Source organism: Streptomyces sp. NBC_00335 (genome assembly GCF_036127095.1).
Classification (GTDB): domain Bacteria; phylum Actinomycetota; class Actinomycetes; order Streptomycetales; family Streptomycetaceae; genus Streptomyces.
Map to the genome: position 1 here is coordinate 6175549 of NZ_CP108006.1, position 22689 is coordinate 6198237.

Annotated in this window: 20 protein-coding genes; 11 read left to right on the forward strand and 9 right to left on the reverse strand. The window is 71.6% G+C overall.

Translation table 11 applies throughout. From position 1 onward, the window contains the following. Nucleotides 1–75: 75 nt before the first annotated feature. From OHA37_RS28035 to OHA37_RS28045, 3 genes are all read left to right on the forward strand, one after another. Nucleotides 76–783: a VIT1/CCC1 transporter family protein gene (locus OHA37_RS28035; RefSeq protein WP_266909342.1), complete on the forward strand. Its 708-nt coding sequence runs from the start codon at nucleotides 76–78 to the stop codon at nucleotides 781–783. 679 nt (nucleotides 784–1462) lie between these two features. After that, on the forward strand, nucleotides 1463–2356 hold the full coding sequence (locus OHA37_RS28040; RefSeq protein WP_266909343.1) for a TIGR01777 family oxidoreductase: 894 nt from the start codon (nucleotides 1463–1465) through the stop codon (nucleotides 2354–2356). Nucleotides 2357–2564: 208 nt separating this feature from the next. Beyond that, nucleotides 2565–3815 (forward strand): FAD-dependent oxidoreductase, encoded by a 1251-nt coding sequence (locus OHA37_RS28045; protein ID WP_266909344.1) that lies wholly within the window; start codon nucleotides 2565–2567, stop codon nucleotides 3813–3815. 236 nt (nucleotides 3816–4051) lie between these two features. Here OHA37_RS28045 and OHA37_RS28050 read toward each other — a convergent pair whose 3' ends face one another. Next, a complete protein-coding gene (locus OHA37_RS28050; RefSeq protein ID WP_266909345.1) occupies nucleotides 4052–5551 on the reverse strand; it encodes a regulator in 1500 nt (499 codons plus the stop codon). 173 nt (nucleotides 5552–5724) lie between these two features. On the opposite strand from OHA37_RS28050, the gene OHA37_RS28055 reads away from it, so the two are divergent. The 5 genes from OHA37_RS28055 (at nucleotide 5725) to OHA37_RS28075 (ending at nucleotide 9168) form a co-directional block, all read left to right on the forward strand. Then, nucleotides 5725–6069 (forward strand): hypothetical protein, encoded by a 345-nt coding sequence (locus tag OHA37_RS28055; protein ID WP_266909346.1) that lies wholly within the window; start codon nucleotides 5725–5727, stop codon nucleotides 6067–6069. Nucleotides 6070–6157: 88 nt separating this feature from the next. Further along, on the forward strand, nucleotides 6158–6955 hold the full coding sequence (gene lipB, locus OHA37_RS28060; RefSeq protein WP_266909347.1) for a lipoyl(octanoyl) transferase LipB: 798 nt from the start codon (nucleotides 6158–6160) through the stop codon (nucleotides 6953–6955). A 110-nt stretch (nucleotides 6956–7065) separates the two neighbouring features. Beyond that, a complete protein-coding gene (lipA, locus tag OHA37_RS28065; protein WP_254383412.1) occupies nucleotides 7066–8013 on the forward strand; it encodes a lipoyl synthase in 948 nt (315 codons plus the stop codon). A 248-nt stretch (nucleotides 8014–8261) separates the two neighbouring features. Continuing rightward, entirely contained in the window at nucleotides 8262–8459 is a 198-nt protein-coding gene (locus tag OHA37_RS28070; protein ID WP_266909348.1) for an SCO2195 family GlnR-regulated protein, read from the forward strand. Between the two features lie 10 nt (nucleotides 8460–8469). Then, nucleotides 8470–9168: a DUF4191 domain-containing protein gene (locus OHA37_RS28075; RefSeq protein WP_250743562.1), complete on the forward strand. Its 699-nt coding sequence runs from the start codon at nucleotides 8470–8472 to the stop codon at nucleotides 9166–9168. A gap of 88 nt (nucleotides 9169–9256) precedes the next feature. On the opposite strand, the gene OHA37_RS28080 is transcribed toward OHA37_RS28075, so the two are convergent. Further along, nucleotides 9257–9724 (reverse strand): RDD family protein, encoded by a 468-nt coding sequence (locus tag OHA37_RS28080; RefSeq protein WP_266909349.1) that lies wholly within the window; start codon nucleotides 9722–9724, stop codon nucleotides 9257–9259. A gap of 184 nt (nucleotides 9725–9908) precedes the next feature. On the opposite strand from OHA37_RS28080, the gene glnA reads away from it, so the two are divergent. Further along, the gene (gene glnA, locus OHA37_RS28085; RefSeq protein WP_266909350.1) at nucleotides 9909–11318 is read left to right on the forward strand and encodes a type I glutamate--ammonia ligase; all 1410 of its coding nucleotides are present in this window, start codon (nucleotides 9909–9911) and stop codon (nucleotides 11316–11318) included. A gap of 106 nt (nucleotides 11319–11424) precedes the next feature. Here glnA and OHA37_RS28090 read toward each other — a convergent pair whose 3' ends face one another. Further along, the gene (locus OHA37_RS28090) at nucleotides 11425–12078 is read right to left on the reverse strand and encodes a TetR/AcrR family transcriptional regulator (protein ID WP_266909351.1); all 654 of its coding nucleotides are present in this window, start codon (nucleotides 12076–12078) and stop codon (nucleotides 11425–11427) included. Nucleotides 12079–12163: 85 nt separating this feature from the next. On the opposite strand from OHA37_RS28090, the gene OHA37_RS28095 reads away from it, so the two are divergent. Further along, nucleotides 12164–12934: an SDR family NAD(P)-dependent oxidoreductase gene (locus OHA37_RS28095; protein ID WP_266909352.1), complete on the forward strand. Its 771-nt coding sequence runs from the start codon at nucleotides 12164–12166 to the stop codon at nucleotides 12932–12934. A gap of 16 nt (nucleotides 12935–12950) precedes the next feature. Here OHA37_RS28095 and OHA37_RS28100 read toward each other — a convergent pair whose 3' ends face one another. Further along, the gene (locus OHA37_RS28100) at nucleotides 12951–13469 is read right to left on the reverse strand and encodes a DUF4240 domain-containing protein (RefSeq protein ID WP_243330439.1); all 519 of its coding nucleotides are present in this window, start codon (nucleotides 13467–13469) and stop codon (nucleotides 12951–12953) included. Nucleotides 13470–13602: 133 nt separating this feature from the next. Here OHA37_RS28100 and OHA37_RS28105 point away from each other — a divergent pair, with 133 nt between their 5' ends. Next, nucleotides 13603–13809 carry a hypothetical protein gene (locus tag OHA37_RS28105; protein ID WP_266909353.1) on the forward strand — a complete coding sequence of 69 codons (207 nt, stop codon included), beginning with the start codon at nucleotides 13603–13605 and terminating at the stop codon, nucleotides 13807–13809. Here OHA37_RS28105 and aceE read toward each other — a convergent pair. The 5 genes from aceE to OHA37_RS28130 all read right to left on the reverse strand — a co-directional run bounded on the left by aceE (nucleotide 13797) and on the right by OHA37_RS28130 (nucleotide 22604). Then, nucleotides 13797–16481 (reverse strand): pyruvate dehydrogenase (acetyl-transferring), homodimeric type, encoded by a 2685-nt coding sequence (gene aceE, locus OHA37_RS28110; RefSeq protein ID WP_266909354.1) that lies wholly within the window; start codon nucleotides 16479–16481, stop codon nucleotides 13797–13799. The genes OHA37_RS28105 and aceE overlap by 13 nt on opposite strands. A gap of 244 nt (nucleotides 16482–16725) precedes the next feature. Next, complete coding sequence (locus tag OHA37_RS28115; protein ID WP_266913143.1) at nucleotides 16726–17349, reverse strand: GntR family transcriptional regulator; 624 nt, start codon at nucleotides 17347–17349, stop codon at nucleotides 16726–16728. Between the two features lie 231 nt (nucleotides 17350–17580). Then, nucleotides 17581–19326, reverse strand: a complete 1746-nt coding sequence (sucB, locus tag OHA37_RS28120; RefSeq protein WP_266909355.1) for a 2-oxoglutarate dehydrogenase, E2 component, dihydrolipoamide succinyltransferase — start codon at nucleotides 19324–19326, stop codon at nucleotides 17581–17583. Between the two features lie 54 nt (nucleotides 19327–19380). Beyond that, nucleotides 19381–20769 carry a dihydrolipoyl dehydrogenase gene (gene lpdA, locus OHA37_RS28125; protein WP_250742547.1) on the reverse strand — a complete coding sequence of 463 codons (1389 nt, stop codon included), beginning with the start codon at nucleotides 20767–20769 and terminating at the stop codon, nucleotides 19381–19383. 305 nt (nucleotides 20770–21074) lie between these two features. Then, entirely contained in the window at nucleotides 21075–22604 is a 1530-nt protein-coding gene (locus OHA37_RS28130) for a leucyl aminopeptidase (RefSeq protein WP_266909356.1), read from the reverse strand. Nucleotides 22605–22689 lie beyond the last annotated feature (85 nt).

Sequence of the window (22689 nt, forward strand, 5' to 3'; positions counted from 1 at the left end):
CCTCCACCCTGATCCCGGCACCGAAGGCGCGCACGCCGGGTGGCTCCGTAGGGCTGGGGCCGCCACAGTGGTGGCGTGACGGAAGCGGATGGTGCGGCGGGGCAGAGCGCGGCGATCAGTACCCGGCTGAACTGGCTGCGCGCGGGGGTGCTCGGCGCGAACGACGGGATCATCTCCACGGCGGGCCTGGTCGTCGGCGTCGCCGGGGCCACGACCTCGCGCACGGCGATCCTGGCGGCTGGCGTCGCCGGGCTGCTGGCGGGCGCGCTGTCGATGGCGGCGGGGGAGTACGTGTCGGTCAGCTCCCAGCGGGACTCGGAGAAGGCGGCGCTGGACCTGGAGCGGCGCGAGCTGGAGGAGTCGCCGCAGGAGGAGCTGGAGGAACTGACGGGGCTGCTGGTCGGCAGGGGACTGAGCGAGTCGGTGGCCCGGGAGGCGGCGGAGCAGCTGACGGAACGGGATGCGCTGCGGGCGCACGCGCGGGTGGAGCTCGGGATCAACCCCGACGAGCTGGCCAACCCCTGGCACGCGGCGGCGGCGAGCCTGGTGGCGTTCACGGTCGGGGCGCTGCTGCCGCTGCTGGCGATCGTGCTGCCGGGGGCGTCCTGGCGGGTCCCGGTGACCGTGGTCGCGGTCCTGCTGTCCCTGACCCTGTGCGGGGTGCTCAGCGCACGGCTGGGCGGGGCGCCGGCGGCCCGGGCGATCCTGCGCAACGTCGCCGGCGGAGCCCTGGCCATGGCGGTGACCTACGCGGTGGGCACCTGGCTGGGCACCGCCACCTGACGGCCGGGCCCCCTGACGGTCCGCCCGCGGCTCGGGCGCCGGTACGCTCCTGCGGCCTGACGGGCCCGGGGCCCGACGGGCCCGGCCGCCTGACGGTCCCGCCCGCCGGTCCCGCCCGCCCGCCGGTCCCGCCTGCCGCCGGTCCTGCCTGCCGCCGGGCGGGCCTGCCACCGGCACCGCCGGCCACGACCTGCGGCGCGCCCGCCACCTGAGGCGTCCGCCGCCTGACGGGCCAGTCGTCCGAGGGGCCTGCCGCCGCTGCCCGGGCCTGCCGCAGGCCGCCCGGGCCCGCTGCCGACGCCTCCGGCCCGCGGCCGAGCCACCTGCGGCCGGGGGAGCCCCCGCCGCGAAGATCAGGGGTCCCCTACCCGCCCTTCCTCCGTTCCCCGGGCTCCGCCCGGACCCGGTGTTCACCCACCGGACGGGCCGACGGCACGGCCTTCGGGGCTCGCCCGCGCGGGCCCGGCGGTGCGCGTCCCGTGACGGTGCGGCCCGGCGGCCCCGGCCCGGGAGCGCGCGGTCTGGAGGTACGCGCGCCCGGGACCGTGCGGCCCGCGGCCCCGGCCCGGGAGCGGAAGTGCGCGGCCCTGGACCGTGCGGCCGGCGACAGGGCGGCCGGGAAAGCGTGCGGCCCGGGTCGCCGGGGCCGTCGGTGCGGGGGCGCTGCCAAGATGGGGCCATGCGTATCGCAGTCACGGGGGCCACTGGGCTCATCGGCAGCGCCCTCGGGCGGTCACTGAAGGCCGACGGACACGAGGTCGTCCGGTTCGTGCGGCGGGAGCCGGCCGGGCCCGGCGAGGCGCGGTGGGACCCCGCGCGCGGGTACGTGGACCCGGCCGGGCTCGCCGGCTGCGGGGCCGTAGTGCACCTCGCCGGGGCCGGAGTCGGAGACCACCGCTGGACGGCCGCCTACAAGCGGGAGATCCGCGACAGCCGGGTCAAGGGCACGGCCGCCATCGCCTTTGCCGTCGCCGCCATGGACGAGCCGCCCGCGACGCTCGTCTGCGGATCCGCCATCGGGTACTACGGGGACACGGGAGACCGGACGGTCGACGAGGATTCCCCGGCCGGGGAAGGGTTCCTCCCGGAGGTCTGCGTGCAGTGGGAGGCGGCCGCCGCGCCCGCCCGGGACGCCGGGGTCCGGACCGTGTTCGCCCGTACGGGACTGGTCGTCGCCGCCGAAGGCGGGGCCTGGGGGAAGCTGTTCCCGATCTTCAAGGCCGGCATCGGCGGCCGCCTGGGCAACGGCCGACAGTACTGGTCGCACATCTCGATGCACGACGAGATCGCCGCCCTGCGCCACATCATCGACACCTCCGCCCTGACCGGGCCGGTGAACCTGACCGCCCCCGAGCCCCTGACCAACCGCGAGGTCACCGCCGCGATGGGCCGGGTCCTGCACCGCCCGGCGGTGTTCGCCGTGCCCGCGCCGGTCATGCGCGTGGTGCTCGGGGAGTTCGCCCAGGACGTGCTGGGCAGTCAGCGGGTGCGTCCCGCGCGGCTGCTGGAGTCCGGGTTCGTCTTCCGGTACCCGGGGATCGAGGAGTCGATCAGGGCCGCGCTGGAGGCCTGAAACGGCCCGGCGCTCCGGGCCTGAAAGCCCCGGGGCTCCGGGGGAGCGCCCCGGCGCACGCGCGCGACCGTTCGTGAGCCGAATGCGACCGCCGTGCGACCGGAGTTGACCGCATTACCCGTAAAGGCACGTGCAACTCGGGTTCCGCCGGACCGCGTTGGGGGAAGGAGGTTCCCCACACAGCCGGGCCGACCTCGGGGAGGGGCACGTGCTCAACAGCGCACACGCACACCATGCGGACGTGGTCATCGTAGGAGCCGGAGTCTCCGGACTCGCGGCAGCGCACCACCTCATCGCGGCCGGAGTCACGGTCATCGTCCTGGAGGGCGCCGACGATCCGGGCGGCCGGATGGCCACCGAGACCGTCGACGGCTTCCGGCTCGACCGGATCGGCCAGCTCCTCAACACCGCCTACGCCGAACCGGCCCGTACCCCGGGCCTCGAAGGCCTGGTCCTCAAGCCCTTCGCGCCCGGCGCCCTCGTCCACAGCGACGGCAGAACGCTGCGCGCCGGCGCCCTTACCCCCGCCCGCGCCCTGACCAGCGGCTCCCTCGACCAGGCCAGGGTCGGCGCGGCGCTCGCCCGCCTCGCCGCACTGCCCGAGGAACGCCTCCTGGCCCGCCCCGAGCGCACCGCGCACGCCGCCCTGAGCTCCAGGAGCCTCGGTACGACGCTGCGCCCGCTCCTCGCCGCGCTCCTGCGCGACCCCGCACTCACCACCTCCAGCCGCGTCGCGGACCTGGCCCTGCGCACCTTCGCGCGCGGCCGCCTCGCCGTACCCGAGGGCGGCGCCGCCACCCTGCCCGGACTGCTCGCCGCCGCGCTGCCGCCCGGCACCGTACGGACCGGGGTCCGGGTCCGCTCCCTCGCCACCAACCTGGTCACCACCGAGGGACACGGCGACTTCAGCTGTCGCTCGGCGGTCCTGGCCACCGGCGCCCGGGCCGCCGCCGAACTGCTCCCGGGCCTGCGCGTGCCCGCCTTCCACCAGGTGACCGTGATGCACCACGCCACCACCACCCCGCTCGCCTGGGACGGCTCGCTGCTCCTGGACGGGGACCCGGACTGGCCCGTCGCCCACACCGCGGTGATGAGCGCGGTCGACCCGACGCGCGCCCCCGCCGGCCGCAGCCTCGTCACCACCACCGTGCTCGGCCCGCCGCCGCCCACCCGGACGGTCGCCTCGCGCCTGGCCCGGCTCTACGAGACCGCGACCCGGGACTGGGAGCTGCTGGCCGTCCACCACACCCCGGAGGCCGTCCCCGCCATGCCACCGCCGCAGGACACCCGGCGCACCGTCCGGGTCCTGGCCGGCCTCTACGTGTGCGGCGACCACCGGGACACCAACACCGTCGAGGGAGCCCTGCGCTCGGCCCGCCGCGCCGCGGCCGCGCTCCTGCGCGACTTCGGCATCCCGGTCCCGGCCACCCGGAAAACCGCCCTCCCGGTGGCGGCCTGAGCCAACCACCCACCCGGACCGGCAGGACAGCGCCGCCCTGCGGGCAACCACCCACCTCGGGGGTGGTTGCCCGCAGGGCAACATCAACCCGGCTGGGAACACCCGCAGCCAACATCAGCCCCGTCGGCGTTTGAGGCGCGGGGTCCGGGGCGGAGCCCCGGGAGCGGACCCGCAGGGGCACCACGGCGCGGCCCCCCACCGGGCCCGGGGGCCGACACCGCAGCCGACCCGCAGGGTCACGACAAGGCGGCCACCCGGTCCCGGTACCCCCGCACCGCAGACGCGTCCCGGTACGGCTCCAGCCGCCGCTCGAAGTCCCGTACGTACTCCACCGCCCGCACCGACCGCATCTCCATCGCCTGCTGCGCCGCCTCCGCGCCCAGCGCGCACGCCTGGTCCAGCTCGCCCAGCCCCAGCCGCGCCGTGGCCAGCACCACCCGGCAGAACAGCCGCGAGCGCGCGTACGAGGGCGCCCGCAGCTGCAGGGACCGCTCGGCGTGCTGCGCCGAGGCCCGGTACTGCTGGAGGTCCCGGTGGCAGTGCCCGAACTCGTCCGCGAGCTGCGCCTCGTCGTAGTCCCGCGCCCAGTGCGGTACGTCGTCCCCCGGCCGGGCCGCTCCCAGCGCCCGCTCGGCCCGCACCAGCGAGGCCGTCGACGCCCGGACCTCCCCGAGCACCGCGTGCCCCCGCGCCTCCGCCGAGTGCAGCAGCGCCTGCACCACCGGCGGCGGCCCGGAGCCGACGCCCTGCTGGGCCACCCGGGCCAACTGCACCGCCTCCCGGCCGTGGCCGAGGTAGACCGCCTGCCGGCTCATCGTGATCAGCACGTACGCCCCGTACGGCCGGTCCCCGGCGGCCTGGGCCAGCCGCAGCGCCTGGACGAAGTACCGCTGGGCGAGCCCGTGCGCGGCGATGTCGTACGAGGTCCAGCCCGCGAGCCGGGTCAGATCGGCGGCGGCGGAGAACAGCCGGCGCCCGGTGGTCTCCCCGTAGGTGCCGCGCAGCATCGGCTCGGCCTCGTGCTCCAGGTACCGCACCAGGGCCTGGCGGGCATGGCCGCCCCCGTAGGCGTGGTCCAGGGTGCGGAACAGCTCGCCCACCGATCTGAGCGCCGCGATGTCACCGCCCGTCACCCGCTGCCCGGGACCGCGGTCGATCTGCCGCTGCCGGGGCACCGAGGCCCGGCCGGGCAGGGGGCGGCCCAGCTCGGGACGGCCCGGCTCGGGACGGCCCAATTCGGGACGGCTCTGCTCAGGCACCCGCGAGGCCGCCTGCTCCGCGCCCCGGCCGACCCGCTCGTCGGCGCGCCCGATCAGCCAGTCGCGGCTGGGCACCACCAGCCCGGCCGGGGTGAAGGCGATCTTGCGCAGCTCGGCGTGCGAACCGGAGTCCTTGCGCCACAGCCCGCTCGCGATGTCGACGGCCTCCTCGGGGGTGGCCGCGAACTCCAGCCCCGCGTACACCGGGGCGCACGCGTCCAGGCCCAGGTCCTGGGCGGACAATCGCCGCCCCAGGCGCCGGGTGAACACCTCCGCGATCAGGGCCGGGGTGGTGCCGCGCGGCTGCTGCCCGCGTAGCCAGCGGGTCACGGAGGTCTTGTCGTACCGCAGATCCAGACCGTGCTCCAGACCGAGCTGGTCGACACGGCGGGCGAGCCCGGCGTTGGAGAACCCGGCCTCGGCGATCAGTGCCGAGAGCTGCCGGTTGGGGACACGCTGGGCAGGTCGTTCCGTCATCGGCTCCACGGTCTCCTGACGTGACGGACCGGAGTCCCGGCCCTGTGAACGGCGTGAATGTAGCGGCGAACCTCGCCCGTACCGCCCTCTCTGTCCCACATTCATCCGATCGTGTGCAGAACCGGTGGGTCTCTTTACGGACCGACCCCCTCCACCCGCGTACGCTGCGCCCCATGACCCGCCGGCCCACCGGGGAACCTCCCCCCGGCAGCTGCGAGCGCCCCGACGGCGACGGCAGCCACGCAGAGTCCTCCACGGCCCCGCCGTACGTGCCCGAGCTGGCCGCGCCCGAGCTGACCGAGGCGGAGTGCCGGCGGTGCGGGACCTACATCGCGGGGCTCGACGGGCGCTACGCGTGCGGGGTCTGCGGCTGGGTGAACGACCACTCCGAAGGCCACCGCCGGCTGCCCCGGGCGGATGAGGACCCGGACCGGCCGCCGAAGGGCCGCAGGCGGCCGAAACAGCTCCCGGGACCCCCGGATCCAGGTCTCTGGGCGGTGTCCGGGACGGGCGCCTGACGGGGCGCGCGGGGGCCGCCGTACCCTTGCCTGGTGCGATAGGTGCACACAGCAAGTTCGTCGGCAGGTTCAACGAGGAGGCGCCGCGGTGGCTGAGCTTGGGTTTGTCCGCATGGGCTTCGGCCCGGAAGCCGTCGAGTACACGGTGGCCTGGGAAGAGCAGCGCCGGGTGCACGCGGCCCGCTTCGCGGACGAGATCGAGGACACCTGCCTGCTGCTGGAGCACCTTCCGGTCTACACGGCCGGCCGGCGCACCGCCGAGAACGAGCGCCCCCTCGACGGCACGCCCGTCGTGGACGTGGACCGCGGCGGCAAGATCACCTGGCACGGCCCGGGCCAGCTGGTCGGCTACCCGATCATGAAGCTGCCCCGCCCCGTGGACGTGGTCGCCCACGTCCGCCGCCTGGAGGACGCGCTGATCCGCACGGCCGCCGAGTTCGGCCTGGAGACCACCCGCGTCGAGGGGCGCAGCGGGGTCTGGGTGCTCGGCGACCCGGTGGAGGAGCGCCCGAAGATCGGCGGGCTCTCGCTGGACTTCGACCCGAGGCTGCACGACGAGGAGTTCGACCCCCGGCTGAACGGCCCCGAGTACGCCCCGTCCAACGCCGGCCAGCGCCGCGAGGACCGCAAGCTCGCCGCCATCGGCATCAGGGTCGCCAAGGGCGTCACGATGCACGGCTTCGCGATCAACGTGAACCCCGACAACACCTGGTTCGACCGGATCGTCCCCTGCGGGATCCGCGACGCCGGTGTGACCTCGCTCTCGTACGAGCTGGGCCGCGAGATCACCATCGCCGAGGTGCTGCCGGTGATCGAACGGCACCTGAAGGACGTGCTGGAGCAGGCGGAGCCGAAGCCCAGGGAGATAGAGCCCGTCGCGGGCTAGTTCGCGCGGGAATGGGTCGGGCCGCCCGCAGGTTGGCCGACGTAAGAGCGTATGAAATTACGGGCGTACCCTGGTGGGCGCCGAAGAATCGAAGTCACAGGGAGCCGGTCGTGTCCGCAGTCGCACCCGACGGACGCAAGATGCTGCGCCTAGAGGTCCGTAACGCCCAGACGCCCATCGAGCGCAAGCCCGAGTGGATCAAGACGCGGGCCAAGATGGGTCCCGAGTACACCAAGATGCAGGCCCTGGTGAAGGGCGAAGGACTGCACACGGTGTGCCAGGAGGCCGGATGTCCGAACATTTACGAATGCTGGGAGGACCGCGAGGCCACCTTCCTCATCGGTGGCGACCAGTGCACCCGGCGCTGTGACTTCTGCCAGATCGACACGGGCAAGCCCGAGGCGCTGGACCGCGACGAGCCCCGCCGCGTCGGCGAGTCCGTCGTCACCATGGACCTGAACTACGCCACCATCACGGGCGTCGCGCGCGACGACCTGGCGGACGGCGGAGCCTGGCTCTACGCGGAGACCGTGCGCCAGATCCACCAGCAGACGGCGGGCCGCGAGAGCGGTCACACCAAGGTCGAGCTGCTCGCCCCGGACTTCAACGCGGTCCCGGAGCTGCTGGAAGAGGTCTTCGCCTCCCGCCCCGAGGTCTTCGCCCACAACATCGAGACGGTGCCCCGCATCTTCAAGCGGATCCGCCCCGGCTTCCGCTACGAGCGCTCGATGGACGTCATCACCCGGGCCCGCGCCTACGGCCTCGTCACCAAGTCCAACCTGATCCTGGGCATGGGCGAGGAGCGCGAAGAGGTCAGTCAGGCGCTGAAGGACCTCCACGAGGCGGGCTGCGAGCTCATCACCATCACGCAGTACCTGCGGCCCTCGCCGCGCCACCACCCCGTCGAGCGCTGGGTCAAGCCGGCCGAGTTCGTGGAGCTGGCGCAGGAGGCCGAGGAGATCGGCTTCTCCGGAGTCATGTCCGGTCCGCTGGTCCGGTCCTCGTACCGTGCCGGCCGCCTCTACCAGCAGGCGATGGAGAAGCGCGCGACGGTCTGAACGCGCGCGGAGTGACGCGTGGTGCGGGAGGTATGTGAACTCGCGCACAAAGTCTTACTTACGGGTAACACCGCATTGATGCGGCCCCTAGGCTCTTTCCAGTAAGAGTCCTGGTGGGCCGCATCAAGGTTTCATCACTGTTTGACCAGTCGGTCATGCCCTGGTAACACCAGTCAGTGACGATTGTTCGACGCACCGCACACACGCTTGGCAACCCCCGACGTGAGCTCCGTGAAAGGGTCGACACCATGCAGGCCGCGCCCGTACGCGCCATCGCCATCCCGTCCTTCACCGACGCCGTCCGCGGCCTGGAGTCGCTGCTCATGAGCGGCGCCCGCCGCAACGCCTGGACGGCCGTCCTCGAAGACCGCCGCAGGGCCCAGGACCGGGTCGAAACCGAGCACGTACTCGAGGCCGCGGCGACCCGGACCGAGAAGGCCACGTAAACTTCGCTGCATGGCGAGGAAGTCAAACGCAGAGACTGCTGCGAACCCCGGGCGACTGAAGCAGATCGCCCTGACGTACAAGATGACGCGCAAGGCCGACCCGAAGGTCGGTCTGATCGTCGCGGGCGTGGGAATCGTCACCTTTGGTGTCTTTCTTGCGATCGGCTTCCTGATCGACCACCCGGTCTACCTGGGCATCCTGGGCTTCCTGGTGGCGTTCCTGGCGATGGCGATCATCTTCGGACGGCGAGCCGAGACGGCCGCCTTCGGACAGATGGAGGGACAGCCGGGCGCGGCCGCGGCCGTACTGGACAACGTGGGTCGGGGCTGGACCACCACCCCCGCCGTCGCGATGAGCAAGCAGCAGGACATCGTCCACCGTGCCGTGGGCAAGGCCGGCGTGGTCCTGATCGCCGAGGGCAACCCGAACCGGGTGAAGCCGATGCTCGCGAACGAGAAGAAGAAGCTGGCCCGGATCATGCCCGACATCCCGGTCCACGACTTCATCGTGGGCAAGGGCGAGGGCGAGGTGCCGCTCAAGAAGGTCCGTACGACCCTGATGAAGCTGCCCCGCGTGCTCTCCGGGCCCCAGATCACCCAGGTCAACGACAAACTGCGGGCCATGGGCGACTTGCTGAGCAACATGCCGATCCCGAAGGGCCCGATGCCCAAGGGGATGCGCATGCCGCGCGGCGGAAAGATGCGCTGATCCGCTTTTCGTATACGACACGTGCGACACAGAGGGGCGCCCCGGGCCGATGGCCCGGGGCGCCCCTCTGTGTGTTCGTTCCTTCGTCTCAGATCCTGACCTGTACGGCGCGGCTGAGGCGGTCGTGCAGTCCGCGGCCGTCGCGGTCCCAGACGAGGGCCGGGATCAGCAGGGCGAGCAGGGCGGTGCGCAGCACCACGCGGCCGAAGCCGAGCCGGCCGCCGTCCTGCGAAACGACCCGGAGGCCCAGCATCCGCTTCCCGGGGGTGAAGCCCACGGTGCCGACCGTCAGGATCACCAGGGCGACGAAGACCGCCAGCGTCCAGTTCCCCGAACCGTTCCAGTCACGGCCCGTGATCAGGCCGTACGCGATCAGCTGGCAGCCCAGCCAGTCGATGGCCACGGCGCCGAGCCGGCGGCCGAAACGGGCCACCGAGCCGGGCCCCTGCTGCGGCAGGCCGAGCTGTTTGCCGGGGTACCCGAAGTCGGCACCCATCTCCTCGGCGGCCTCGCGGGGGCCGGAGAGCCAGGATCCGATTGCTTGCCTCTTGTCCACCCGAACACGGTACCCGTGCCGCTCGGCGCCGTTCCGGCGGGACCCTGGTTAACTTGTGCGAAACAAATGGGTCATGCTTGAGAAACCCCGTCTGCTTATGGTCGGGTCAGCGTGCGGCACCGCACTGACGCACCACTAGCTATAAAGCCCGCCCTGCCCCGGGGTCGGGAGTAGGAGGAGTTGGATGTTCAAGAACGCCGACGAAGTGACGCAGTACATCCAGGACAACGACGTCAAGTTCGTAGACGTCCGCTTCTGCGACCTGCCTGGTGTGATGCAGCACTTCACCATCCCGGGGCGCGTCTTCGACCCGAACGAGGAGCTGGCGTTCGACGGCTCCTCGATCCGCGGCTTCCAGGCGATCCACGAGTCCGACATGGCGCTGCGTGCCGACATCACCACCGCGCGCCTGGACCCGTTCCGCAAGGACAAGACGCTCAACATCAACTTCTTCATCCACGACCCGATCACGGGCGAGGCCTACAGCCGTGACCCGCGCAACGTCGCGAAGAAGGCCGAGGCGTACCTGGCCTCGACCGGCATCGCCGACACCGCGTTCTTCGGCCCCGAGGCCGAGTTCTACGTGTTCGACAGCGTGCGCTTCGCGACCACCGCGAACGAGAGCTTCTACCACATCGACTCCGAGGCCGGCGCCTGGAACACCGGTTCCGAGGAGAACAACCGTGGTTACAAGGTCCGCTACAAGGGTGGTTACTTCCCCGTAGCCCCGGTCGACCACTTCGCCGACCTGCGCGCCGAGATCTCCCTCGAGCTGGACGCCCAGGGCCTCCAGGTCGAGCGTCAGCACCACGAGGTCGGCACCGGTGGCCAGGCCGAGATCAACTACAAGTTCAACACGCTGCTCGCCGCGGCCGACGACCTGATGCTCTTCAAGTACATCGTGAAGAACGTCGCGTGGAAGAACGGCAAGACCGCGACCTTCATGCCGAAGCCGATCTTCGGTGACAACGGCTCGGGCATGCACGTGCACCAGTCGCTGTGGGCGAACGGCGACCCGCTGTTCTACGACGAGGCCGGCTACGCGGGTCTGTCGGACATGGCGCGCTACTACATCGGCGGCATCCTCAAGCACGCCCCGTCGCTGCTGGCCTTCACCAACCCGACGGTGAACTCGTACCACCGCCTGGTCCCGGGCTTCGAGGCGCCGGTCAACATGGTGTACTCGCAGCGCAACCGCTCCGCCGCGATGCGCATCCCGATCACGGGCTCGAACCCGAAGGCCAAGCGCGTCGAGTTCCGCGCCCCGGACCCGTCCTCGAACCCGTACCTGGCGTTCTCGGCCCTCCTGCTGGCCGGCCTCGACGGCATCAAGAACAAGATCGAGCCGATGGAGCCGATCGACAAGGACCTCTACGAGCTCTCCCCGGACGAGCACGCGAGCGTCCCGCAGGTCCCGACCAGCCTTGAGGGCGTCCTCAAGGCCCTGGAGGAGGACCACGAGTACCTCCTGGCCGGCGGTGTCTTCACCCCCGACCTGATCGAGACCTGGATCGACTACAAGCGCACCCACGAGATCGCCCCGATCGCGCTGCGCCCGCACCCGCACGAGTTCGAGCTCTACTTCGACCTCTAAGCCGTGCCGCGGTCGTGCTGACGCACTGATCGAACGAAGCCCCGCCCCCTTCATCGAGAGGGGGGCGGGGCTTCTGCGTGGGGCGGCCCCACCGTGATGGGCGCGCTCAGCGCATCAGCGGCATCGCGCCCGTGAGGTCGCGCAGGCAGCGGACCGCGAGTTCCGCGGGGGAGCCGGGGCCCGAGGGCGGGGTGTCCGTGGTGGACCACAGCTCCAGGGAGATGCGGATCGCGTCCGTGGCCGCCGCCGCGAGGAGGCGGACGGCGAGGGGTTCGGCGTCCGGGCCGGCGAGCCGGGCGACGACCGGGACCAGGCGCTCCTCGGAGTCCTGGTTGACCCGGTACCAGACGGCCCGCAGGGCCTCGTCGGTCGTGGCGGCGCGCAGCAGGCCGCGGGTGACCCCCAAGCCCTCCTCGAGGGCCTGGGGGTCCGTGAGGGAGCGGGTGACGGCGCGCTCCAGGGCCTCGGTCAGCGGGGTGCCGGGGTCCTCCTCGGCGAGCAGGGCGCGCCAGGCGTCGCCGCCGCCCGCGAGCAGGGGGGCGACGGCCTCCTGCTTGTTGCGGAAGTAGCGGTAGAACGTGCGCAGCGCCACGCCCGCGCGGTGGGCGATGTCCTCGGCGGTGGTGCCGTCGGGGCCGTGCTCGGCGAAGAGTTCGCAGGCGGCGCGGGCGATGTCGAGCTGGGTGGCCGCCTTGCGGCGCTCGTTCAGCGACTGGGCTCCGGGGCCGGCCTGGGGAGAGTACGGACGAGGGGATCTCACCGGGGAAGGATACCCCGGCCCCCAGAGCGAAATGCATGTTTTGACAGGGTGGCAAAACGTGTCATCGCGGGAGTACGCTCCCCCCATGAACCGTTACGAAGGACGTCGCGTCCTCATCACCGGCGGCGGCTCCGGCATCGGCCAGGCCACCGTCCACCGCATCCTCTCCGAGGGCGGCCGCGTCCACACCGTGGACGTCAACGAAGCCGGTCTCAAGGCCACCGCCGACCAGGCCGCCGCAGACGGTCACGCGGACCGCCTCACCACCGCGGTCCTCGACATATCCGACGAGGCGGCCGTCAAGACGGGCGTGGCCGCCGCGGTCGACGCCCTCACCGGAATCGACGTACTGGTCAACGCCGCGGGCATCCTGCGCTCCGCGCACACCCACCAGACCACGCTCGAATTCTGGAACAAGATCATCGCGGTGAACCTGACCGGTACGTTCCTGGTCATCCGCGAGTCGCTCCCGGCGCTGCTGGCGGGCGACCAGCCGGTCGTCGTCAACTTCAGCTCCACGTCGGCGTCCTTCGCGCACCCGTACATGTCCGCCTACGCGGCCAGCAAGGGCGGCATCCAGTCCATGACCCACGCGCTCGCCGCCGAGTACAGCAAGCAGGGGCTGCGCTTCGTCGCCGTCGCGCCGGGCTCCATCGAGAGCGGCATGACCACCGGCACCGGCCCCGGCCTGCCCGAGGACACCGACTGGAGCCTGTTCGCCAAGCTCGCCCCGGCCCTCGGCCAGGGCTTCGCCGGCCCGCAGACGGTCGCCGGCGTCGTCGCCATGCTGGGCTCCGAGGACGGCGCCTTCATCACCGGCACGGAGATCCGTATCGACGGCGGCACGCACTACTGACGCGACGGCGGGGGCCTCAGCCCCTGAAGCGGTCCCACAGCCGGGGGAAGCGCTCCGCGAGCACGGCTTCGTTCTCGAAGTCCAGCGCAGCGCCCTCCGGCTCCGCCGCCTGCAGCGGGATCCCCAGATCCGGCGCCACCGACCCGGTCAGCTGCTCGTACGCCTCGTCCGCCGCGTACCCCAGCTCCTCGCCGTCCCCGTCGATCTCCTCGTCGAACTCGTCGAGGAGCTCCGCGAGCTGGTCCGGATCGTGCACCCCGCCCTCGAAGACCTCCCGGCCCTGGCCGATCAGCCAGCACCGGAAGTAGTCGAACGCGTCGTCGCTGGCCCCGTCGAGCAGCACCCACGCCGCGCCCCACAGGTCCCAGGTGTACGCCCGGTTGTACCGCGACTCGAAGTGCCGCGCGAAGTCCAGGACGGAGTCCGGGTCGAGCTGAGCCAGCCGCTCCACGAGCAGCTCGGCGTGTTCCTCGGGGTCGCCCTCGGCGGCCTCGCGGGTACGGTCGACCATCTCCCAGAACTCAGTCTCGTCCATCACCGCTCCAGCATCACGGGTCCACCCCCTCGCCGCCACCGCGCATGCCGCGAAAGGCCGGTGCACGCCCCCGCACGGCCGCATCCTCGGACCGGGAGCCGGATCGCGCAGCCGTCGGGGTGGGGGCAGGGGTATGCGGGGAGAACTACTCGAAGGCCGGTACCGGCTGGAGGAGCGTCTGGGCGCCGGCGGCACGGGCGAGGCCGGGGCCGGCGAGGACGTACGGATGCACGTAGGGGCCGGGGAAGTCCCCGGAAGCCGCAACGCCGTGAGGCGGCCCGCCCCCGAAGGAGCGGACCGCCTCACGGTCGCCGAAGAACGCGGGGCCTACAGGCCGTAGCGCTCCCGGGCCTCCTTGATGGAGGACGCCGGGACCTCGCCGCGGCGGGCGAGCTGGGCCAGCGCGGCCACCACGATCGACTGGGCGTCGACACCGAAGTGGCGGCGGGCGCCCTCGCGGGTGTCGGAGAGGCCGAAGCCGTCCGTGCCCAGCGAGGTGTAGTCCTGCTCGACCCACTGGCTGATCTGGTCCGGGACCTGACGCATCCAGTCGGAGACGGCGAGCACCGGGCTGGTGACGCCCTCCAGGGCGCGGGTGACGAACGGGGTGCGCATCTCCCCGCGCAGCAGCGCCTCGTCGCACTCCAGCGCGTCGCGGCGCAGCTCGCCCCAGGAGGTGGCGGACCAGACGTCGGCGGCCACGTTCCAGTCGGCGGCGAGCAGCTTCTGCGCGTCCAGCGCCCAGTGGATGGCCGTACCGGAGGCCATCAGCTGGATCTTCGGGGCGTCTGCGGCCGGGGTCGCCTCCGCGAGGTCCGCCGCCGTGTTGAAGCGGTAGAGACCGCGCAGGATGCCCTCTTCCACGCCTTCCGGCATGGCGGGCTGCGGCTTCGGCTCGTTGTAGACCGTCAGGTAGTAGAAGACGTCTTCCGGCTTCTCGCCGTACATCCGGCGCAGACCGTCCTTGACGATCACCGCGATCTCGTACGCGAAGGCCGGGTCGTAGTTGAGCGACGCCGGGTTCGTGGACGCGATCAGGTGCGAGTGGCCGTCCGCGTGCTGCAGGCCCTCACCCGTCAGGGTGGTGCGGCCGGCGGTGGCGCCGACGATGAAGCCCTTGCCGAGCTGGTCGGCGAGCTGCCACATCTGGTCGGCGGTGCGCTGCCAGCCGAACATCGAGTAGAAGATGTAGAACGGGATCATCGGCTCGCCGTGCGTCGCGTACGACGTACAGGCGGCGATGAAGTCGGCCATGGCGCCGGCCTCGGTGATCCCCTCGTTGAGGATCTGGCCGTCCTTGGCTTCCTTGTAGTACATGAGCTGGTCGCGGTCGACCGGCTCGTACGTCTGGCCCAGCGGCGAGTAGATGCCGGCCGACGGGAAGAGGGACTCCATACCGAAGGTGCGGGCCTCGTCGGGGACGATCGGCACCCAGCGCTTGCCGGTCTCCTTGTCCCGCATCAGGTCCTTGACGAGCCGGACGAAGGCCATGGTGGTGGCCATCTCCTGCTTGCCGGAGCCCTTGAGCAGCGGGGCGAAGGAACGGTCCGCCGGAGCCGGCAGGGCCACGTGCTTGACCTTGCGGGCCGGGGCCGGGCCGCCGAGCGCCGCGCGGCGCTCGTTCAGGTACTGGACCTCGGGGCTGTTCGCGCCCGGGTGGCCGTACGGGACCTGGCCGTCGGCGAAGGCGCTGTCCGGGATCGGGAGGCCAAGGAGGTCACGCATGTCCTTGAACTCGTCGATCGTCAGCTTCTTCATCTGGTGGTTCGCGTTCTTCGACTCGAACCCGGCGCCCAGCGTGTAGCCCTTGACGGTCTGCGCGAGGATGACCGTCGGAGCACCCTTGTGCTCCAGGGCGGCCTTGTACGCGGCGTAGACCTTGCGGGGCTCGTGGCCGCCGCGGGAGGTGTGGAAGCACTCGGCGATCTTCGCGTCGGAGAGCACACCGGCCAGCTGCACGAGCTCGGCGTTGGCGCCGAAGAAGTGCTGGCGGATGTAGGCCACGTCGCGGGTCGCGTACGTCTGGAACTGCGCGTCGGGTACCTCGCGCAGGCGGCGTACCAGGGCGCCCGTGGTGTCGAGCTGGAACAGCTCGTCCCAGGCGGAGCCCCACAGCGACTTGATGACGTTCCAGCCGGCGCCGCGGAACTGGGCTTCCAGCTCCTGCACCACGCGGAAGTTCGCGCGGACCGGACCGTCGAGGCGCTGCAGGTTGCAGTTGATGACGAAGGTCAGGTTGTCGAGCTGCTCGCGCGAGGCCAGGGCCAGGGCGGCGGTCGACTCGGGCTCGTCCATCTCGCCGTCGCCCAGGAAGGCCCAGACGTGCGAGTTGGCGGTGTCCTTGATGCTCCGGTTCTGCAGGTAGCGGTTGAAGCGCGCCTGGTAGATCGCGGAGAGCGGGCCGAGGCCCATGGAGACCGTCGGGAACTCCCACAGCCACGGCAGGCGCCGCGGGTGCGGGTAGGACGGGAGACCGTTGCCGCCGGCTTCCTGGCGGAACTTGTCGAGCTGCTGCTCGGAGATCCGGCCGTCGAGGAAGGCACGGGCGTAGATGCCGGGGGAGGCGTGGCCCTGGATGTAGAGCTGGTCGCCCGATCCGTCGGCCTCCTTCCCGCGGAAGAAGTGCTGGAAGCCGGTCTCGTACAGCCACGCGGCGGAGGCGAAGGTGGCGATGTGGCCGCCGACGCCGTACTTGGAGCCGCGGGTCACCATGGCGGCCGCGTTCCAGCGGTTCCACGCGGTGATCTTGGCTTCCATCGCCTCGTCGCCGGGGAACTCCGGCTCCGCGGCGGTGGGGATGGTGTTGACGTAGTCCGTCTCAAGGAGCTTCGGCAGCGCGAGGCCGGCGGCCTCGGCGTGCTGAAGGGTGCGACGGAGCAGGTATTCGGCGCGGCGCGTACCGGCGGCCTTGGCGACGGCGTCGAGCGAGGCCGCCCATTCGGCGGTCTCCTCGGTGTCGCGGTCCGGGAGCTGGTCGAGCTCGCTCGGAAGCTTTCCTACGGGGTCGGACATCGGTGTGCGCCGCCTTCCGGACAAAGGAGAGGTGGTGAAGAAATCCCTGACGGGCAGGACAGGGTCGTTGGACCCGGGTGGGGTCCGCGGATGACTGTAAGGCGCTGATCGATGATCGATCAAATGAAAGTGACGAAGAAACGTCAATCTGACAAAAGTCGGCACCGGGTGCCATGAAAATAGGCACCCAGTGCCGGGCAAATCGGGACGAGACGGGCGGCCCGGCGGGTCTCGAAGGGCGAGATCAAGCCCGCGGCGCGCAGCCCAGAACGTGCCGCTTCACGAGCAGACCGATGTCCGGGTCCTGATTGCGGAAGGCGTCCACCAGGGCCTCGTGCTCTTCGGCGTAGGACTTTTGGACGGTTCCCAGCCACCGGATGGACAGGGCCGTGAAGACCTCGATGCCCAGGGATTCCCAGGTGTGCAGCAGCACGCTGTTCCCGGCGGCCCGCACCATCTCCCGGTGGAAGCCCACGGTGTGCCGCACCTGGGCCGTGCCGTCCGCGCTGCGGTCGGCGTCCCACAGGCCCGCCACGTGCGGCTCCAGGGCCGAGCAGTCGGCCGCCAGCCGGGGCGCGGCCAGCTCGGCCGCGATCTGCTCCAGGCCCGCCCGGACCGGATAGATCTCCTCCAGGTCCGCCGCCGACAGGTTCCGTACGCGCACGCCCTTGTTCGGCGCCGACTCGATCAGGCGCAGCGTCTCCAGCTCGCGCAGGGCCTCGCGCACGGGCGTCTGGCTGACCTCCAGCTCCACCGCGATCCGGCGCTCCACGATCCGCTCACCGGGCTTCCAGCGCCCGCTGACGATCCCCTCCACGATGTGCTCGCGGATCTGCTCGCGCAGCGAGTGCACGACGGGTGGGGTGATCATCGGGGCTTCATCTCCTGGGGGGTGTGCAGGGGTATGCGGGGCCTTGATGCGTAGACAATACGGCGGCTCCGCTCGTCGCGATGCGTTCCTGGTCAGAGGCGCAGCGTGAGGCTGGTTACAGCCGCCGACCGAGGGGGCCAGGGTACGACGACGGCGCCCCCGCCCGGGACGTGCATCCCGGGCGGGGGCGCCGTGCGCGGCAGTCGTGAACCGCTGCCGCGAAGAGCCTTACAGGCCGAGCTCGACCTCGAACTCGCCGGCCTCGAGGATGCCCTTGACGGCCGAGAGGTACCGGGCCGCGTCCGCGCCGTCCACCAGGCGGTGGTCGTAGGACAGGGTCAGGTACGTCATGTCGCGGATGCCGATGTTCGTGCCCTCGGCGGTCTCGATGACCACCGGGCGCTTGACCGTCGCGCCGATGCCCAGGATGGCGACCTGGTTCGGGGGCACGATGACCGTGTCGAACAGCGCACCGCGCGAGCCGGTGTTGCTGATGGTGAAGGTCGCGCCCGACAGCTCGTCCGGCGTGATCTTGTTGCCGCGGACCTTGGAGGCCAGGTCGGCGGTCGCCTTGGAGATGCCCGCCAGGTTGAGGTCACCGGCACCCTTGATGACCGGGGTCATCAGGCCCTTCTCGGAGTCCACGGCGATGCCGATGTTCTCCGAGTCGAAGTAGGTGATCGTGCCCTCGTCCTCGTTGATCCGGGCGTTGACGACCGCGTGGGCCTTCAGCGCCTGGGCCGCGGCCTTGACGAAGAACGGCATCGGGGACAGCTTGACGCCCTCGCGGGCGAGGAAGCCGGCCTTGGCCTTCTCGCGCAGCTTCATGATCTTGGTGATGTCCACCTCGACCACGGAGCTGAGCTGCGCCTGCGAGTGCAGGGCCTTCATCATGTTGTCGCCGATGACCTTGCGCATGCGGGTCATCTTGACGGTCTGGCCACGCAGCTCGGACACCGCGGCGGCCGGAGCCTTCGCGGCCGGAGCGGCAGCAGCAGCCGGCGCGGCAGCGGCGGCCTTGGCGGCCTCGGCGGCGGCCAGGACGTCCTGCTTGCGGATGCGGCCACCGACACCGGTGCCCGAGACCACGGACAGGTCGACGCCGGACTCCGTGGCGAGCTTGCGCACCAGCGGGGTCACGTAGGCACCCTCGTCGCCGGCGGAAACCGGGGCGGCGGGGGCGGACGGAGCCACGGGGGCGACCGGAGCCGGAGCGGCGACCGGGGCCGGAGCGGCCACGGGGGCGGCCACGGGCGCCGGAGCGGCCGCGACCGGAGCCGGGGCGGCCACGGGAGCCGGAGCGGCGACCGGAGCCGGGGCAGCGGCCGGAGCCGGAGCAGCGGCGGCCGGAGCGGCCGCGGGAGCCGCGCCCGCCGCGCCGATGACGGCCAGACGCGCGCCGACCTCGGCGTTCTCGTCCTCGGCGACCAGGATCTCCAGCAGGACGCCGGCGACCGGGGCGGGGATCTCGGTGTCGACCTTGTCGGTCGAGACCTCCAGCAGCGGCTCGTCGGCCTCGACCGACTCGCCGACCTGCTTCAGCCAGCGGGTGACGGTGCCCTCGGTGACGGACTCGCCCAGGGCGGGGAGCACGACATCGGTACCGGCCGTGGCCGGTGCGGCGGCGGCCGGGGCCGCGGGGGCCTCGGCGACGGGGGCCGGAGCGGCCGGAGCCTCGGCGACCGGGGCCGCGGGGGCCTCGGCGGCCGGAGCCGCGGCAGCGGCCGGCGCGCCCGAACCGTCGTCGATGACGGCCAGCTCGGCGCCGACCTCGACGGTCTCGTCCTCGGCGACCTTGATGGAGGCCAGGATGCCCGACACGGGGGACGGGATCTCGGTGTCGACCTTGTCGGTCGAGACCTCGAGCAGCGGCTCGTCGGCCTCGACGCGCTCGCCCTCGGCCTTCAGCCAACGGGTGACAGTGCCCTCAGTGACGCTCTCACCGAGCGCCGGAAGGGTTACGGAAACCGACATGGTTTCAGTTGCTCCTAACGAATGTGCGGAAGTGGTCGTCGCGCCCAGTGACGATTAGTCGTGTGCGTGCAGGGGCTTGCCGGCGAGTGCCAGGTGAGCCTCGCCCATCGCCTCGTTCTGCGTCGGGTGCGCGTGGATGAGCTGCGCGACCTCGGCCGGCAGGGCTTCCCAGTTGTAGATCAGCTGGGCCTCGCCGACCTGCTCGCCCATCCGGTCACCGACCATGTGGACGCCGACCACGGCACCGTCCTTGACCTGGACGAGCTTGATCTCGCCCGCGGTCTTCAGGATCTTGCTCTTGCCGTTGCCCGCCAGGTTGTACTTGAGGGCCACGACCTTGTCCGCGCCGTAGATCTCCTTGGCCTTGGCCTCGGTGATGCCGACGGAGGCGACCTCGGGGTGGCAGTACGTGACGCGCGGGACGCCGTCGTAGTCGATCGGGACGGCCTTGAGGCCGGCCAGACGCTCCGCGACCAGGATGCCCTCGGCGAAGCCGACGTGCGCGAGCTGCAGGGTCGGGGCGAGGTCACCGACGGCCGAGATGGTCGGCACGTTGGTCTGCATGTACTCGTCGACCACTACGTAGCCGCGGTCCATCGCGACGCCCTGCTCCTCGTAGCCCAGGCCCTGGGAGACGGGGCCGCGGCCGATCGCGACCAGCAGCACCTCCGCCTCGAAGGTCTTGCCGTCGGCCAGGGTGACGCGTACGCCGTTCTCGGTGTACTCGGCCTTGTCGAAGAAGGTGCCGAGGTTGAACTTGATGCCCCGCTTGCGGAACGCGCGCTCCAGCAGCTTGGAGCTGTTCTCGTCCTCCACCGGCACGAGGTGCTTGAGACCCTCGACGATGGTGACGTCGGTGCCGAAGGACTTCCACGCCGAGGCGAACTCGACGCCGATGACGCCGCCGCCCAGGACGATGGCGGACTCCGGCACGCGGTCCAGGACCAGCGCGTGGTCCGAGGAGATGATGCGGTTGCCGTCGATGTTCAGGCCCGGCAGCGAGCGCGGCACGGAGCCGGTCGCCAGGAGCACGTGGCGGCCCTGGATGCGCTGGCCGTTCACGTCGACGGACGTCGGCGAGGAGAGGCGGCCCTCACCCTCGATGTAGGTCAGCTTGCGGGAGGCGACCAGACCCTGCAGGCCCTTGTACAGGCCCGCGATGATGTCGTCCTTGTACTTGTGCACACCCGCGATGTCGATGCCCTCGAAGGTGGCCTTGACACCGAACTGGGCGGCCTCGCGAGCCTGGTCCGCGATCTCACCCGCGTGCAGCAGAGCCTTCGTGGGGATGCAGCCGTTGTGCAGGCAGGTGCCGCCGAGCTTGTTCTTCTCGATCAGGGCAACGTCCAGACCCAGCTGGGATGCGCGCAGCGCCGCGGCGTAACCGCCACTGCCGCCGCCGAGGATCACTAGGTCGAAAACGGTGCTGGCGTCGTTCGCCACGTCACGTCCTCCATGCATGTGCGCCGAGCACCGGTCCTCTGTGACCGGGCGGCGGCTGGTATACGGCCGCTTTTTCTTCGGCCCTGTGGTGGGGGCCCTGTCCTGCCGAGAACCCATCTTCGCATTTGTCGGCGGAACGCGGGACGCCGGGCCTGCCCTGGGGCAGGTCGTTCTGCCCGAACCGGGGGTTACCGCAGCGTAGAAACCTACGGATTTCGTTGTCAGTGAACAGGCCCCGGGCATGATCAGAAAAACTGATCATGCCCGGGGCCCGTGGATGCCGGTGCCCGGCTACGCCCTCGGCGTCAGCCCAGGTCGCCCGTGGCGGTGCGCTCGGCCAGTCGCACCAGGGTGCGTACGGCCGATCCGGTGCCGCCCTTGGGGGTGTAGCCGTACGGGGCGCCCTCGTGGAAGGCGGGGCCCGCGATGTCGAGGTGGGCCCAGGTGATGCCCTCGCCGACGAACTCCTGGAGGAAGAGGCCGGCCACCAGGCCGCCGCCCATCCGGACACCCATGTTGGCGATGTCGGCGGTGGGGGAGTCCATGGACTTGCGCAGGTCCTCGGGGAGCGGCATCGGCCAGGAGGCCTCGCCGACCTCCTCGGCGATCTCGTGGATCGAGGTGCGGAAGGCGTCGTCGTTGGCCATGATGCCGAAGGTGCGGTCGCCCAGGGCCATCACCATGGCGCCGGTCAGGGTCGCCACGTCGACGATCGCGTCCGGGTTCTCCTCGGAGGCCTTGGTCAGCGCGTCGCCCAGGACCAGGCGGCCCTCGGCGTCCGTGTTGAGCACCTCGACGGTCTTGCCGCTGTACATGCGCAGCACGTCGCCGGGCTTGGTGGCCGAGCCGGAGGGCATGTTCTCCGCGAGGGCGAGCCAGCCGGTGACGTTGACCTGGAGGCCGAGCTTGGCGGCCGCGACGACGGAGGCGAAGACGGCGGCGGCGCCGGCCATGTCGCACTTCATCGTCTCGTTGTGGCCGGCCGGCTTCAGGGAGATGCCGCCGGAGTCGTAGGTGATGCCCTTGCCGACGTAGGCGAGGGTCTTCTCCGCCTTGGGGTGGGTGTAGGAGAGCTTCACCAGGCGCGGCGGGTTCTCGGAGCCCTTGCCGACGCCCATGATGCCGCCGTAGCCGCCCTTGATCAGGGCCTTCTCGTCCAGGACCTGGACCTTGATGCCGTTCTCCTTCGCGGCCGCGCCGGCGACTGCTGCGAAGGCCTCGGGGGTGAGGTCGTTCGGCGGGGTGTTGACCAGGTCACGGGCGATGTTGATCTCGGTCGCGACGATCGTGGCGCGCTCGGCCGCGGCCTTGTGCTCCTTGTCGCGCGGCTTGGCGCCGAGCAGGGCGATCTCGGCGAGCGGCTGCTTCGGTCCGCCGTTCTTGGAGGCCTTCTTCTCGCCGCCCTGGTACGCGGTGAACGCGTACGCGCCCAGCAGGGCGCCCTCGGCCACGGCCGTGACGGCGGAGGCGTCGTCCAGGGGGAGCGCGAAGGCGGCCTTCTTGGTGCCGTGCAGTGCGCGGGCGGCGGCGCCGGCGGCGCGGCGCAGCGCCTCCTCGTCGTAGGACTCGTCCGTGTCGGGAAGGGCGCCCAGCCCGACCGCCAGTACGACCGGGACCTTGAGGCCGTCCGGGGCCGGCAGCTTGGTGGTCTCGCCTTCGGCGCCCGAGGCACCGAGCGCGTCGAGCACGGCGGCGAGCTTGCCGTCGTACGCCTTGTCCACGGCCTCGGCGCCCGCGGCGACGACGGGGCCCTTGGGGCCCTTCGCCACGCCGACGACGAGGACGTCGGCGCGCAGCGTCGCCGGTCCGGCAGTGCTGAGAGTCAGAGCAGTCACGGTGGTGAATTCTCGCTTCCGTTTTGGTGGTGTGGGCCGAGTGGGTGGACGGCCGTCCGTAGCGATCGTATTCGGGCCCGATGGC